We start from the raw sequence: 16,032 nt of genomic DNA on the forward strand, positions 1-16,032 counted from the left end.
TACTACTCCTTGCCTTTAATCTTCGGGAAACGCGCATGTACATGGTCATGCCCTAAATCTGCGCGTGCACGTATGGCAAGAATCACCACAAATGCCGTCATCGCAAAGCCAATTACAATGGCCGTTAGTACCAGCGCTTGTGGCAGAGGATCAGCATATTGTGCTGATTCACCTAATACTGCAGCCTTGTTACTGTGAATTCGACCTGATGCAAAAAGAAACAGGTTAACCCCGTACGACATCATAGTAAGCCCTAACACCACTGGAAAGGTTCTGCCACGTAAAATTAAAAATACACCGCAGGCAAATAACACCCCAACGCATGTTGCATAGAGTACTTCCATTATTTTGCCTCCTTCGGTTGGCTAGCTAATGTGAGTTTACCTAGGCTTGCTAGAATCATTAAGGTTGCACCCACTACCGTTAAATAAACACCTAAATCAAATGCAATCGCACTTGCTAGTTCAATTTTACCGATAAACGGAATATCAAAGTATTCGAACCAAGACGTCAGGAATGGTCTGTCGAAGAACCAGCTACCGATACCCGTTACAAAAGCAATCGCAATACCGAATGCAATAATCTTACGGTAATTAATATCCAGTCGCTCATAGATCCAATCTGAACCACGTGCAATGTATTGTAAAATCATGGCTATCGCGGTAATCAAGCCAGCGATAAAACCACCACCTGGTAAGTTATGACCGCGCAAGAAAATATACACACTTACCATAAGTGCTAATGGCAATAATGCTTGAGAAATACTGGCAAGTAGCATTGGGTAACGTTCAATAGCCCACGGACGCCCTTCACCATCACTTGCTGGCATAAAGAGCGGTAAGTTAAGTAACAATTTGTAGATACCCAACGCCGCAATACCTAATACGGTAATTTCGCCTAAGGTATCAAAACCACGGAAATCAACCAGAATCACGTTTACAACGTTAGTACCACCGCCACCAGTTTTCGCGTTTTCAACGAAGAACTGTGAAATTGAATTAAGCGGACGAGTCATAATTGCATAACAGATAGAACCAATAATCACACCTACCGCCGATGCAATACCCACATCACGAACAAGACGCAGCGACGTTGACTCTTTTGGTGTGCGATGTGGCAAGAAAAACAGTGCCAACATCAGCAGTACAATTGTCACTACTTCTACTGTTAACTGCGTCAGTGCTAAATCAGGCGCAGAAAAACGTGTAAACGCTACCGATACCATTAAACCTACAATCGAAATCATTAATAACGATGTCATACGTGAACGGTGGCAAATTACAGTCGCAACTGCACCAACAATAAGTAAGCCTGCGCCAATCACATTATGCGGATCGATTGGTTGCGGCGTTTGGTCACCTGCCAGTTCCAACATATCAAACAGTGGAATACCTGCAAACACCAAAACAGTCACCAACAACCAAGCAATGTAACGCTGTAGTGAACCTGTTTCCATGCGGTACATTATCTTTTCAGACACTGTCGCAATGCTATCTAACGCATTTAAAAACGCTGATTTAGGGTCCACATCGGGTAATGACGCGTTAAATTGGAATAAATACTTGCGCTGCCAGTAAATTAATAAACCAATGGTTACGGCAAGAAAACTCATAAGCAGTGGTAAATTCAAACCATGCCAAATTGCTAAGCTGTATTGTGGCAAACTACCATCGCCAATCACCGCTAGCGATGCACTCGCCAGAAGCGAATCAACAACAAAATTCGGGAACATACCAACGATAATACACAGTGCCACAAGTACTTCTACCGGCACGCGCATATAGCGTGGCGGTTCATGAATTTCTTTGCTGATACCAACTGGCTCACCGTTAAAGAATACATCGTGAATAAAGCGCATTGAATACGCCACCGAGAACGCACCTGCTAGGGTTGCGAGTACCGGAATAAGCCAAGACATTGAGCCAAGCACGTGCTGATGTAAGGTTTCAGCAAAGAACATCTCTTTTGATAAGAAACCATTTAGCAGCGGCACACCTGCCATTGAAGCGGCTGCAACCATAGCAAGCGTTGCGGTATACGGTAAATACTTCCATAAGCCATTAAGCTTACGCATATCGCGAGAGCCGGTTTCATGGTCAATAATACCGGTTGCCATAAACAGTGACGCTTTAAATGTCGCGTGGTTAATAATATGAAAAATCGCAGCAACTGCTGCCATTTCAGTATCTAAACCGAGTAATAAGGTAATTAAACCTAAGTGCGAAATCGTTGAATACGCCAATAAACCTTTTAAGTCATGTTTAAATAACGCAACGTAAGCACCGACAATTAAGGTTGCCAGACCGGTCAAAGTGACAATAGCAAACCACAGCTCAGTACCTGATAGCGCTGGATAAAAACGCGCAAGTAAAAAGATACCTGCTTTTACCATAGTCGCCGAGTGTAAATACGCACTTACCGGAGTCGGTGCGGCCATCGCATGTGGCAACCAAAAGTGGAATGGGAACTGAGCCGACTTGGTAAAGGCGCCTAGAAGAATCAAAATTAATGTAACAGGATAAAGCGCGTGTTCTTTAATTATGTGGCCGTTATTTAAAATATCATCAAGATTGTAACTGCCAACAATGTTACCGACTAAAATCAGACCTGCAAGCAAGGCTAAACCACCGCCGCCGGTAATGGTAAGTGCCATGCGCGCGCCTTGACGTGCTTCGGATGTATGCCACCAATAGCTGATTAATAAAAATGAGCTAATACTGGTAAGCTCCCAGAACACCCACATTTGAATGACGTTGTTAGACAACACAATGCCAAGCATTGCTGTCATAAACAGCATTAAAAAAGTATAGAAACGCGCCATATTGTCTTTACTACTGAGGTAGTAGCGCGCATACAAAATAATTAGCAAACCTATGCCTAAAATCATTAGGCAGAAAAGAAGCGCTAATCCATCAAGTCGAAAACTGAGATTAATTCCAAGCAGCGGGATCCATTGCACACTTTCTCTTAGCACATTGCCATCAAGCACAGCTGATGTGTGATAAAGAACAATGGCAAGCGCTACAACCGGAAATATTGCAATTGATAATGCAGCGTAGGTACGCGAAAGTTTATTCGTCGTCGCTGCAAATAAGCTGCCTAATAGGGATAACACAGGTATCCACATTAATGACATAGTTTTATCCTTTGGCTTTTCCCTATTTTTACAACAAGGTTAAAGCGTGAGTTATGCTAGCAAGTAAGTTGCGTAGCCGCGCGTGATTGCGCTATGCATACATTTTTATATTTATACGTTAAAAACGCCTGTCATGTCTAGATTAAGCGTATGTAATTGAACACAAAACAAGCCATTTCGCAGTTTTAATAAATATAGTGTAAATACTAAATAAAGACTATTGAAAAAGGATGTAAATCTTTTAACTACAAGCTGTTAAATTCGCTCATAGCCTGTTTTAGCCAAGTTTCATATAAATTGGGTAGTGGCAGATCAAGCAGCTCTAGATTTGAGGTTGATTTAACCGGCTTGTACGCCCGCCCCTCTGCCTGATTACAGGTGTTGGTCAAATACCAAGTGTGCCCGTCAACCTTCAGCGTGCGGGTAACTTCTTTTTTCTTTGGCACAACAATTAAGTTTTTAGCGATGCGAGTTGGTTTTGTCACATTGCACAGTCGCTTTGCCAGTTGTTTTTTAAGTGGATACTCATCAATAAAACCGTACAAGTGCATTAGTTCATGCAGTAATACACGCTCTGATTGTTGAGAACGCATAAAAACATAATTACCCGACGCGTTAGCAATACCCATTTCGCTAAAAAATGCGATTTTATCGTGCGAAAGCTGTGAAAACGCTTTTTTATCAAGTATTTCGCAGCGTATGCGCCTTCCGGCTGCACCACTACATCGTAATTTAGAACGATCAAAGTAAACAGGCTGACTTAAACACACGGGCAGCGAAAACGCTTTTTCAAAACGCTGCTTTAGCTGAGTGACCTGGTTGTAAGCCTTAAAATCAGTTACCGCTAGCATTATCTTTTGCGTGCATTGCTCGTTTTTATAAATCGGCACTAATTGATGCGCTGTTGCCGCAAGCGGTAAACCAAGTGCCATTGCAACGCGAGTCTGTTGTTTGTGTGTTAGCGGCCAAGGGAAATCATGCAGCGCTTGCCACTGCTTTGCTTCTTCATAATGGGCAGCTAACTGTTCTCTTGCAATCAGTGAGCCCTGCTTTGCCGCGCTGATTAACGTGGATTGGTACAAATGTTGGTTATTTGAAAACTCATTGGCAAGCAGCGCCATCGCATCGGCGTTTTGATTATTGGCATAGACACGTAAATGGGCGATTGAATGGTGATAAGTTTGCACATTTGGCAATATTGCGCGCTCTGCCAAAGTTGCATAATACAGGTTTGGAAAAGCAGAAAACGCCTGTAACAGGCGTTTTTCGTTATAACAGTAACTTGAAGTAAGAAAGCTACTTAAAAAGAGGACAGTTAACCACTTCACTGTATTTCGTCAGGTGTTTGCTCGTCACTGTATAGTAAACGTAGCTCTAAGCGAGCATATTTATATTCAACAAATTCATACACGTTAGTTGCCATTGCCAAATTAAAATAATCTTCTGCTTTAAGCGGCTTATTATCAGCTACGGCATCTTTTGCCAGGTAGAAATACGCTTCACATAAACGCTCTAAGTACTCACGGTGGCTGGTTAAGTCTTTTTGCACATTAAGTAATAAATCGCGCTCGCTTAGCTCACCTAAAAAGTATTGTACAAGCTGATACGACCAACGTGATTTATCGAGTTTTTCAGCATGTTGCTGTAACTCGGTTAGCGCGCGCGTTGCATCTACTTCTCGCGTTGCTAAATAAACCCATACAGCACGATATGAATCGCTATCGTCAGCATTTAAGAATTTTTTTAAGTCGCGCTCTGCTAAATCAGGACGCGATCCGTAATAAAGTGCAATACCACGGTTTAAATAAGCATACTGATGTTCTGGTAATAGCTCGATTACCGCATCAAAGCTTTCATAGGCTTGTTCATACTGCATCGCTAAGGTGTAGTAAATTCCAGTAAAATTATACACTTCAGCAAAATCAGGCTTTAGCTTTAACGCATAGTTAAAATCAAGGCGAGCGAGTGTTGATAAACCAACGCTATCGTATAGTGCACCGCGTTTATGGTGTAGTGCGGCACGTTGCTCGGTGGTAATTTCAGGACTATTTAGCGCTTGATTAATACGTGCAATTTCCAACTCTTTACGGAAGTCGTGTTGTAATGGACCCGCAAAAGGCACATTAACAACCGGGTGGTCGCCCTGTTCAACATCATTTGTCGCCTGACAGCCGACTAGGCTCGCGCCTATCGCTAAAGTTGCAAGAAGCCGTTTCAATTTATTCACTAAAATCTATCCTTAAAATTAACTGCTCTGCTATTAGAGCATAAAAAAAGGGGCTATTCAGCCCCTTTTTTATCGCTAAGTCTTATTTAGTCGACTTATTCTTCTGATGCTTTTTCTTCAGCGTTTGCTTCAGCTGGTGCGTCGTCTTTCTTAAGCGCTTCTTTGATGCTTAGACGTACACGGCCTTGGCGGTCAACTTCAAGTACTTTAACTTGTACTTCGTCGCCTACTTTTAGGTGATCAGCTACGTTGTTTACACGCTCTTCACTGATTTGTGAAATGTGGACTAGGCCATCTTTACCTGGTAGTACGTTAACAAATGCACCGAAGTCTACGATACGAACAACTTTACCAGAGTAGATAGTACCTACTTCTAATTCAGCAGTTAATTGCTCAACACGTGCGATTGCAGCGCGTGCGCTTTCGCCGTTAGTTGCAGCAATTTTAACTGTACCGTCATCTTCGATTTCGATTGTTGTACCCGTTTCTTCAGTAAGTGCACGGATTGTTGCGCCACCTTTACCGATAACATCAGCAATTTTCTTAGGTGGAATGTTAACAACATAGATACGCGGTGCAAACTCAGAAAGCTCTTCGCTTGGCTTGTCGATTGCTTGGTCCATTACTGAAAGAATGTGCATACGAGCCGCTTTTGCTTGGTTAAGCGCGATTTGCATGATTTCTTTGTTGATACCTTCAATCTTGATATCCATTTGAAGTGCAGTTACACCTTCTGATGAACCTGCTACTTTAAAGTCCATATCACCTAAGTGATCTTCATCACCTAAGATGTCAGAAAGAACAACGAAGTCGTCGCCTTCTTTCACTAGACCCATTGCTATACCAGCAACAGACGCTTTAGTTGGTACACCTGCATTCATAAGCGCAAGTGAAGTACCACACACTGATGCCATTGAAGAAGAACCATTTGATTCAGTGATTTCTGAAACCACACGAACTGAGTACGGGAACTCTTCAAGGCTTGGCATTACTGCAGCAATACCACGCTTCGCTAGGTTACCGTGACCGATTTCACGACGCTTAGGTGAACCTACAAAACCAGTTTCACCAACACAGTATGGAGGGAAGTTATAGTGAAGCATGAAACGATCAGTCTTAGTACCTGTTAGGTCGTCGATCATCTGAGCATCACGTTCTGTACCAAGTGTTGCAGTTACAAGTGCTTGCGTTTCACCACGAGTGAAGATAGCTGAACCGTGAGTACGTGGAAGTACACCCGTCATTACGTCTAGTGCACGAACCATGTCTGGTTCACGACCGTCGATACGCTTTTCGCCAGCAATGATGCGGCCACGTACGATTTTCTTCTCTAGAGAACCGAATAATTTACCTACTTCTTGCTCGTCTAGTGATTCGTCTTCTGCTAGTTCTGCTGTTAGTTTTTCAACAACTTCAGCTTTTGCAGCAGAAATGGCTTCTTTACGTGCTACTTTGTCAGTGATTAAGTAAGCTGCGCCTACTTTCTCTTCTGCAATCGCTGCAATCTTGTCAGCAAGTGTTACGTTCTTCTCTGGAGCAGTCCAATCCCATGCTGGCTTACCCGCTTCAGCTTGGAATTCATTGATTGCTTTAATCGCTGCTTGTGATTGCTCGTGGCCGTATACAACCGCACCAAGCATCACGTCTTCAGAAAGCACTTCAGCTTCTGATTCAACCATAAGTACTGCGTTTTCAGTACCTGCAACAACTAGGTCTAGTTTACTTTCAACTAGCTCAGTTGCTGATGGGTTAAGTACATACTGGTCATTGATATAACCAACGCGCGCTGCACCAAGTGGACCATTAAATGGAATACCAGAAATAGCAAGTGCCGCAGAAGTACCGATTAACGTTACGATGTCAGGCTTGATTTCTGGGTCAATTGAAACAACTGTTGCAATTACTTGTACTTCGTTTACGAAACCGTCTGGGAAAAGTGGACGGATTGGACGGTCGATTAGACGTGCTGTAAGTGTTTCGCCATCGCTTGGACGACCTTCACGCTTAAGGAAACCACCTGGGATACGACCAGCAGCGTACATACGCTCTTGGTAGTTAACTGTGAGTGGGAAGAAATCTTGACCAGGTGCCGCTTCGCGCTTACCTACTACTGATACAAGTACTGCTGTATCACCGATGCTCGCGATAACTGCTGCATCTGCTTGACGAGCAACTGCGCCCGTCTCTAAAGTCACTTCATGTTGACCAAACTGAAATTTTTTAATAATTGGTTGCATTAAAAAATCCTTTATTTTGTATAGCTATTTGAATAACACCAATTACAGTAGTTAATCGTATTTGACGATAAATTAAGCGAGCAAAATCGATTAACTACTACAATTGGCATCAGTTTATTAAGTGAATGATTTAGCGTTGTTTAGCACCAAGCATTTCACTTGTGCGCTAGTATACTGCATAGCGCGAAAGATGGTAGTGTCGCAGCGTAAAAAAGCAGCCTATGTCATGTTTTTTTATGCCAAATGGCAAGGTGTTAATCTTATATATTGTTAAATTTCAGACACAAAAAAAGCAGCCGAAGCTGCTTTTTTTGGCATCAAAGTGATTAGCGACGTAGGCCAAGCTCTTTGATTAGCGCTGAATAACGCCGGGCGTCTTTACGCTTTAGGGTGTCAAGAAGCGGGTTTATGAAAGTACGTTGACTTACAAGCACTACTCTTACTTCTTTGAATGAAGCTTTATTTTAAAACGTATAAACGCGAATTTCAGACACAAAAAAAGCAGCCGAGGCTGCTTTTTTGGCATCAAAGTGATTAGCGACGTAGGCCAAGCTCTTTGATTAGCGCTGAATAACGCTCAACGTCTTTACGCTTTAGGTAGTCAAGAAGGTTACGACGTTGACTTACTTTGCGAAGAAGACCACGACGTGAGTGGAAATCGTGCTTGTGATCAGCGAAGTGACCTTGAAGCTTGTTGATATCGAAAGTTAAAAGTGCAACTTGTACTTCTGGTGAACCAGTATCGCCTTCAGCACGTGCAAATTTAGCAACGATTTCAGCTTTTTCTTGAATGCTTAGCATTGTTAGACTCCAAAATTTAGTGAGTTAATTGAATTTACTTTAGCCGATCACTAATTCAGCCAAAGCGTTTAAGCTGGCGTATTCTACCAGCATTTAAAATTACTACAAGTAGCAGTAAATACTTTATTGCTAAGCGTTAGATAATCCACGCTTAGATTTAAGTTGGCCGTCACTATTGCGCTCACCAATGCCCATAAAGCGGTTATCGCTTTGACGGATAACTTTAAACTCACCGTCGGGTAGGTTTGGCATAGTTGCCGCCTGACCATGACTAAACGCTTTCGCCTGCCCATCGGTTACCAACACTTCTGTCATACCATATAATGCGGTATCCATTGGCAATAATAATGGATCAAGCTTTTCGCTCGGTGTGATGTCGTTTGCTTTTGCGTCATCAAGAATCGCTTGTAATTCGTCAAGCGTCATCATTTGTTCAGCCGGATAATGACCCACTGCACTGCGATGCAGCATAATAACGTGTGCGCCACAGCCTAGCTTTTCACCTAAATCGTCAACAATAGTGCGAATGTAAGTGCCTTTACTCACATGCGCGGTCATTTGAATTTCGTTATTGTCAAAATCAACTTCGTCTAGGGTTAAACTAAACACATTGATTTTACGGCACTTACGTGGCACTTCGATGCCTTGTCTTGCATAGTAATATAAAGGTTTGCCTTCATATTTCAGCGCCGAGTACATCGATGGGTATTGGTCCGATTCGCCTTCAAATGATTTCACTGCATCAACTAACTGCTGCTTAGTGATATTAACTGGCTTAGTTTCAACAATTTCGCCATCTGAATCTGAGGTGTCAGTGCGTTCGCCCAACTTAGCACGCACCACATAGGTTTTATCAGTATCTAACAAAAACTGCGAAAACTTGGTCGCTTCACCAAAACAAATTGGCAACATGCCTGTTGCCAGTGGATCAAGTGCACCGGTATGTCCTGCTTTTTGCGCAAAGTAAATGCCCTTAGCAATTTGCAGTGCTTTACTTGATGAGATGCCAGTTGGTTTGTTTAACAGTAAAATGCCGTCAATTGCACGACCTTTTTGCCTACGCCCCATTAGTCTTCTTGACCTTCTTGTGGCTCATCGCCACGCTTTTCGTTGTCGTCGCGAATTACTTGATCAACTAAATTCGAAATGCGCATACCTTCTAATAATGAAGTATCCATTACGAACTTAATTTCAGGCACAATACGTGCGCGAATACGTTTACCAAGTAATGAACGTACAAAGCCCTGTGCTTCGCCTAAAATTTTCATGATCAGTTTTGACTTTTCTTCGTCGTGATCATTAAGCGTTGTAACAAACACTTTGGCGTACGATAAATCACGTGATACTTCTACTGCGCTCACAGTGATCATACCAAGACGTGGATCTTTAATTTCACGTTGTAAAATAAGTGCCACTTCTTTTTGGATCTGTTGACCCACTCTATCTGTACGAGAAAATTCTCTCATAAACTTTTCTTATTCCTCTTAAATACTATTTGAGAAAATAGCATAAAGGGGGCATAAAGCCCCCAAAGAATTATCTAATTATTGAAGTGAAAGTTACAGGCTACGCTGAACTTCAACAACTTCAAATACTTCGATTTGGTCACCAACTTTAACGTCGTTGTAGTTCTTAACACCGATACCACATTCCATACCGTTACGAACTTCTTGAACGTCGTCTTTAAAGCGGCGTAGTGATTCAAGTTCACCTTCGTAGATAACAACGTTATCACGTAGAACACGAATTGGGTTATTGCGCTTAACAAGACCTTCAGTAACCATACAACCAGCGATTGCACCAATTTTCGGTGACTTAAACACGTCACGTACTTCTGCAAGACCAATGATCTCTTGCTTGAATTCTGGTGCAAGCATACCTGACATTGCTTGCTTAACTTCATCGATAAGGTCGTAGATTACGCTGTAGTAACGTAAGTCTAGGTTTTCGCTATCGATTACTTTACGTGCTGATACGTCGGCACGCACGTTAAAGCCAACAACGATTGCATTTGACGCTGCTGCAAGTGTTGCATCAGTTTCAGTGATACCGCCAACACCAGTACCAACAATCTTAACTTTAACTTCATCTGTAGAAAGCTTAACAAGTGCATCAGAGATTGCTTCTACTGAACCTTGTACGTCTGCTTTAAGTACTACGTTCACTTCAGACACATCACCTTCGGTCATGTTAGAGAACATGTTCTCAAGCTTCGCTTTCTGCTGACGTGCAAGTTTCACATCACGGAATTTACCTTGACGATAAAGTGCAACTTCACGTGCTTTACGCTCGTCTTTAACAACTGTTGCTTCATCACCAGCCGCAGGCACACCTGAAAGACCTAGAATCTCAACAGGGATTGACGGGCCCGCTTCTTTAATTTCTTTACCATCTTCGTCGCGCATCGCACGAACACGGCCGTACTCTAGACCACACAGTACGATATCGCCTTGCTTAAGCGTACCTGATTGAACAAGTACAGAAGCAACAGGACCGCGACCTTTATCTAGACGTGATTCGATAACCACACCAGATGCCATGCCTTCATGAACAGCTGTTAGTTCAAGTAGCTCTGACTGCATTAGAATTGCTTCTAATAAATCATCAACACCAGTACCTACTTTCGCAGAGATATGAACAAACTGTACGTCACCACCCCAATCTTCAGGGATTACGTCGTGCTGTGAAAGCTCGTTCTTAACGCGATCTGGATCTGCGCCTTCTTTATCGATTTTGTTCACTGCAACAATCAGTGGTACTTCAGCTGCTTTCGCGTGCTGTACTGCTTCGATTGTTTGTGGCATTACGCCATCGTCTGCTGCAACTACAAGTACTACGATATCCGTTGCTTTCGCACCACGTGCACGCATTGAGGTAAACGCTGCGTGACCCGGAGTATCTAGGAAAGTGATCATGCCGTTGTCTGTTTCAACGTGGTATGCACCAATGTGCTGCGTAATACCACCGGCTTCACCGTCTACTACGTTCTTAGAACGGATGTAGTCAAGTGTTGATGTTTTACCATGGTCAACGTGACCCATAACAGTAACAACTGGTGCACGTGGCGCTTGCTCACCGTCTGCACCACGATCTGAAAGTACTTTCTCTTCCAGCTCGTTTTCTTTAACCAATACAACTTTGTGACCCATTTCTTCAGCAACAAGTGATGCTGTTTCTTGGTCTAGTACTTGGTTAATTGTTACCATTTCGCCCATTTTCATCATGGTCTTGATAACTTCAGTACCTTTAACCGCCATACGAGAAGCAAGTTCAGCTACTGTGATTGTTTCGCTGATGCGAACGTCACGCGTTACTTCTTGAGTTGGTTTTTGGAAACCGTGTTGCAGTGACTGAGGCGCTTTAAGCTTGCCCTTTTTACCTGCTTTACCTTTACCGCGTGGTGCAGGTGCATCTTCTTTTTTCTTTTTCTTCTTGCCTGAACGACGGGCTGACTGTTCTTCTTTCATGTCAGACTCGTCTTCAGCAAGACGCGCTGCTTCAGATGAAGTGCTGTGGTAATCCGCCGTTTCTTCACGACGTTTACGCTCTTCTTCTTCCGCTTTCCAACGCGCTTCGTTTTCTTCAGCTAAACGCTTCGCTTCTTCTTCAGCACGCTTTGCTTCTTCTTCAACTTTACGCTTAGCCGCTTCTTCAGCTTCGCGTTGAAGACGTTCTTCTTCCGCTTTTTCTTCAGCGGTCATCTTAGGTGCTTCAGGTGCCTTTGCTTTTGGCTCAGCATTTGCTTTTGCTTTACGTTCAGCTTCTTCTTTTGCTTTGCGTTCTGCTTCTTGCTTCGCTTTCAATTCAGCCTCTTGCTTTGCTTTTAACTCTGCTTCTTGCTGTGCTTGTTGCTCAGCTTCGATACGTGCCTGCTCTGCTGCTTGCTCAGCCGCCTGCTCTTCTAGTGCACTTTTCTTAACATAAGTGCGCTTTTTACGTACTTCTACTTGCACTGACTTTGCTTTGCCTGAGCCACTTGGCACACTTAATGTGCTTTTGCTCTTACGCTGTAACGTCATGCGCGTTGGTGCACTTGTACCTTCACCACCATGTGCGCGGCTTAAATGATCAAGTAACTGCGCTTTTTCATCTTCAGTAACTTGATCTGACGGAGATTTCTCAATTCCAGCGTCTTTGAACTGTTGCACTAGTTTATCAACAGTTGTACCTATGTCGCTGGCGAGTTTATCAATACTTACTTCTGCCATTATTTACTTTACCTCCGTCAATAATTATTCGTCGCCAAACCAGCAAATATTACGTGCAGCCATGATTAGCTCACCCGCTTGTTCTTCGCTTAGTTCAGTAATGTCTACAAGTTCGTCCACACCTTGCTCTGCAAGATCTTCAAGGGTAACTACACCTTTGCTCGCCATTACGAATGCGAGGTGACGATCTAGACCTTCTAGGCCTAATAAGTCTGCTGCAGGCTCTGCGCCCTCTAGAGACTCTTCTGTTTTAAGTGCTTGCGTAGTTAACGCAGCCTTTGCGCGCTCGCGAAGCTCTTCTACTGTTGCTTCATCTAAGCCTTGAATTTCAAGGAATTCAGCTACAGGTACATAAGCTACTTCTTCAAGTGAAGAGAAGCCTTCTTGAATTAAGAACTCTGCAAAATCGTCGTCGATATCCAGACCTTCAGTGAATAAAGAAACCAGCTTATCTGACTCTTCTTCATTCTTCTTCTGCATATCTTCCACTGTCATTACGTTTAGTTCCCAGCCAGTTAATTGACTTGCTAAACGTACGTTTTGACCATTACGGCCAATCGCTTGCGCTAGATTATCGGCTTCTACTGCGATATCCATTGAACGCGAATCTTCATCAACAACAATCGACGCTACCTCGGCAGGTGCCATTGCGTTAATTACGTATTGCGCTGGGTTATCATCATAAAGCACGATATCAATACGTTCGTTTGATAGCTCAGTTGATACGGCTTGTACACGTGCACCACGCATACCTACACACGCACCTACTGGATCAATACGCTTGTCGTTTGACTTAACCGCAATCTTGGCACGTGATCCTGGATCACGCGCTGCAGATTTAATTTCAATCATCTCTTCGCCAATTTCTGGCACTTCGATGCGGAAAAGTTCAATTAGCATGTCAGGCTTAGAACGCGTTACAAATAATTGTGCGCCGCGCGCTTCTGGCTTAACTGCATAAAGTAAACCACGTACACGGTCGCCCGGACGGTGGTTTTCACGTGGTAACATATCATCACGGTAAATAACCGCTTCTGCATTGTTACCTAAATCAAGTACGATTGCGTCACGCGTTGCTTTTTTAACAACACCGGTGATCATCTCACCTTCTTGATCTTTGTACGCTTCAACAACCAATGCGCGCTCAGCTTCACGTACTTTCTGCACGATTACTTGCTTCGCAGTTTGTGTTGTAATACGGTCAAACTTAACTGATTCAATTTGTTCTTCAACAAAATCGCCAAGCTGGATTTCAGGTTCATCAACCTGCGCAGCTTCAAACGTAATCTCGCGGAAAGGATGCTCTAAACTACCGTCTTCTTGTGGCTCTACCACCATCCAACGACGGAACGTATCGTATTCACCTGTTTTTTGGTCGATACTTACACGTACGTCAATATCACCTTCGTGCTTTTTCTTTGTCGCTGTCGCTAGTGCGAACTCTAGTGCTTCAAAAATTTTATCTCGTGGTACTGCTTTTTCATTCGAAACAGCTTCTGCCACCAAAAGTATTTCTTTTGCCATCTTCTTGCCTCGCTTGCCCTATTCCTTTCGCACGATTAAAACTTAGCGATGATGTTCGCTTTTTCAACATTCGATAGCATGATCATACAATCCGTACCGTCGATGTTAAGCGTAATCATATCGCCATTAACCTGGGTTAAGTCGCCTTTAAAATTGCGGCGACCGTCTTGTGGAAGCTTAGTGCGTAAACGCACTTCTTCACCTGTGGCTTTAACAAAGTGTTCTGGTTTAAATAATGGTCTGTCAATGCCTGGCGAAGATACTTCCAAGTTAAATTCATTCGTTATCGGATCTTCAACGTCTAAGATAGCGCTAATTTGCCTGCTGACATCGGCACAGTTATCTACATTTACGCCGTTTTCATGATCGATATACACGCGCAGCGTCGAATTGCGGCCCGCTTGCGCCAACTCTAAGCCCAATAATTCAAAGCCCATATCTTCAATGGTAGGCTCAAACATCGCTATTAAATCTTGTTCGAGTTTAGTCACAACATCTCTCCGTACAAACAAAAAAAGGGCATATGCCCCAACTTCTAGCGTTTCAGATACAACAACGCCCCGAACCAAGCGGGGCGTCACATCAAAAACTAATCTGTGTGGCCGTTGGCCAAGCTTGGTGCGGGTCGAAAACCAAATTAGGCAAATACTCTTTGCCTAAACGCAAAACGCGCATTAAGTAATGCGCGCAAGTTACAAAAGTAACAGGTAGTTGGTTGCGGGAGCCGGATTTGAACCGACGACCTTCGGGTTATGAGCCCGACGAGCTACCAGGCTGCTCCATCCCGCGCCAATGACTACTTAGTTAGTCACGCAGTGCACGACTAAAAATATGGTGAGGATTATAAGCTTCCATAAGTCAATAAGCAACCTCTTATCAAGCTTTTATTGTTGCGATAATGTTAAATAAAAAACAATTAAAAAAATCATTAAATTCAGAAAAAGCCATAAACGCCGTGCTACACTCGCGCTCCCCTGAAAAAGAACCATACGTTGCCACCGCCGCCTATTTGCCAAAAGCCAATGCTTTTGCAGCGGTATAAGTGCGTTGCGTATGCCGAGACAACTTTTTAAGGGAAACCATAATGATAAAAAAAGCACTTTTTTCAGCCATCGCATTGAGCTTTGCCACGACAACACTTGCCGATACCTGTGAGGGCTTTGGCCCGCAAACACCGCGCGATATTGATAACCTAGTTGGCGAGAATAAAGTAGTTTTCAGCAAAGCACCGGCCAAAGAACAGCTTAACTTATGTAATATCCACTTCCATAAAAATGCCGAACACAAAGCGAAAGATTTTTCTTTATTTGCAGGTGACGGTAAATATGGCGGTTACCAATGTAATATCTCTGAGTCACTTAGTGCCGCTGAATTAAAAGCGCCAAAAGGTAAAATTTGTAAAGGCTTAAAACCGGGGGACACCATTGAAGTGCATTGGGTACACACCTCATGTGATGTTAAACCGGGTAAAGGTTTAGGTTCATGCTTAAGTGAAAAATGTGCAAATCCAGACCTACGCGTAGAAACTCAAGTATTTACCTTAGTAAATGATGACGATGCACTGGATTTTAACGACTTAAGCTACGACGGCAATGTCGTAAACGGTTATCACCAAGCTAAACATATTCCAAATAACACGGGTGCGCCAGTTGAGTTTTTAGGTTCAACTACAGGCCCAAGCTTTAGCGAAAAATCATGTTCACCACTTCAAGTTACATGGAATGTACGTCCACAGTGTGCAAAGCTAAACATCAATACTATTGGTAAATGGTGTGAAGCGAACGTTTTTAAAGAAGATCACGCGCATGGCGTGCGTCAGTTAGTAACCAACCCAACGTTATTAGCGCCAATTAACTAAGTTTTCGTTTCACGCTAACATAGCTTGTTACATTTGTTTTA

The 16,032-nt window shown here is 43.2% G+C and carries 13 protein-coding genes and 1 tRNA gene; 2 read left to right on the forward strand and 12 right to left on the reverse strand.

Going from position 1 to position 16,032, the window contains the following annotated elements:
* Positions 1-2 precede the first annotated feature (2 nt).
* From ACHSBP_RS07270 to ACHSBP_RS07325, 12 genes are all read right to left on the reverse strand, one after another.
* A complete protein-coding gene (locus ACHSBP_RS07270; protein WP_010559796.1) occupies positions 3-344 on the reverse strand; it encodes a Na+/H+ antiporter subunit C in 342 nt (113 codons plus the stop codon).
* A complete protein-coding gene (locus ACHSBP_RS07275) occupies positions 344-3,136 on the reverse strand; it encodes a monovalent cation/H+ antiporter subunit A (protein ID WP_010559795.1) in 2,793 nt (930 codons plus the stop codon). The genes ACHSBP_RS07270 and ACHSBP_RS07275 overlap by 1 nt, the downstream gene beginning before the upstream one ends.
* 245 nt (positions 3,137-3,381) lie before the next feature.
* Complete coding sequence (locus tag ACHSBP_RS07280) at positions 3,382-4,464, reverse strand: hypothetical protein (protein WP_395388443.1); 1,083 nt, start codon at positions 4,462-4,464, stop codon at positions 3,382-3,384.
* Positions 4,461-5,363, reverse strand: coding sequence for a lipoprotein NlpI (gene nlpI, locus ACHSBP_RS07285; protein WP_010559793.1), 903 nt, complete (start codon positions 5,361-5,363; stop codon positions 4,461-4,463). Before nlpI ends, ACHSBP_RS07280 begins: the two co-directional genes overlap by 4 nt.
* A gap of 95 nt (positions 5,364-5,458) precedes the next feature.
* Positions 5,459-7,600, reverse strand: a complete 2,142-nt coding sequence (pnp, locus tag ACHSBP_RS07290) for a polyribonucleotide nucleotidyltransferase (protein WP_010559792.1) — start codon at positions 7,598-7,600, stop codon at positions 5,459-5,461.
* A gap of 534 nt (positions 7,601-8,134) precedes the next feature.
* Entirely contained in the window at positions 8,135-8,401 is a 267-nt protein-coding gene (gene rpsO / locus ACHSBP_RS07295; protein ID WP_010559791.1) for a 30S ribosomal protein S15, read from the reverse strand.
* A 129-nt stretch (positions 8,402-8,530) separates the two neighbouring features.
* On the reverse strand, positions 8,531-9,469 hold the full coding sequence (truB, locus tag ACHSBP_RS07300; protein WP_010559790.1) for a tRNA pseudouridine(55) synthase TruB: 939 nt from the start codon (positions 9,467-9,469) through the stop codon (positions 8,531-8,533).
* A complete protein-coding gene (gene rbfA, locus ACHSBP_RS07305) occupies positions 9,469-9,867 on the reverse strand; it encodes a 30S ribosome-binding factor RbfA (protein ID WP_010559789.1) in 399 nt (132 codons plus the stop codon). The genes truB and rbfA overlap by 1 nt, the downstream gene beginning before the upstream one ends.
* A gap of 93 nt (positions 9,868-9,960) precedes the next feature.
* Positions 9,961-12,609, reverse strand: coding sequence for a translation initiation factor IF-2 (gene infB / locus ACHSBP_RS07310; RefSeq protein WP_010559788.1), 2,649 nt, complete (start codon positions 12,607-12,609; stop codon positions 9,961-9,963).
* Between the two features lie 24 nt (positions 12,610-12,633).
* Entirely contained in the window at positions 12,634-14,133 is a 1,500-nt protein-coding gene (nusA, locus tag ACHSBP_RS07315; protein ID WP_010559787.1) for a transcription termination factor NusA, read from the reverse strand.
* A gap of 35 nt (positions 14,134-14,168) precedes the next feature.
* On the reverse strand, positions 14,169-14,624 hold the full coding sequence (gene rimP / locus ACHSBP_RS07320) for a ribosome maturation factor RimP (protein WP_010559786.1): 456 nt from the start codon (positions 14,622-14,624) through the stop codon (positions 14,169-14,171).
* A 221-nt stretch (positions 14,625-14,845) separates the two neighbouring features.
* Positions 14,846-14,922, reverse strand: a tRNA-Met gene (locus ACHSBP_RS07325).
* 109 nt (positions 14,923-15,031) lie between these two features.
* Here ACHSBP_RS07325 and ACHSBP_RS07330 point away from each other — a divergent pair.
* Entirely contained in the window at positions 15,032-15,175 is a 144-nt protein-coding gene (locus ACHSBP_RS07330; RefSeq protein WP_395388444.1) for a hypothetical protein, read from the forward strand.
* 42 nt (positions 15,176-15,217) lie between these two features.
* Positions 15,218-15,991: a delta-class carbonic anhydrase gene (locus tag ACHSBP_RS07335; RefSeq protein WP_010559785.1), complete on the forward strand. Its 774-nt coding sequence runs from the start codon at positions 15,218-15,220 to the stop codon at positions 15,989-15,991.
* Positions 15,992-16,032 lie beyond the last annotated feature (41 nt).

Origin of the sequence: Pseudoalteromonas sp. XMcav1-K (assembly GCF_044005875.1) — a bacterium.
GTDB lineage: Bacteria > Pseudomonadota > Gammaproteobacteria > Enterobacterales > Alteromonadaceae > Pseudoalteromonas > Pseudoalteromonas spongiae.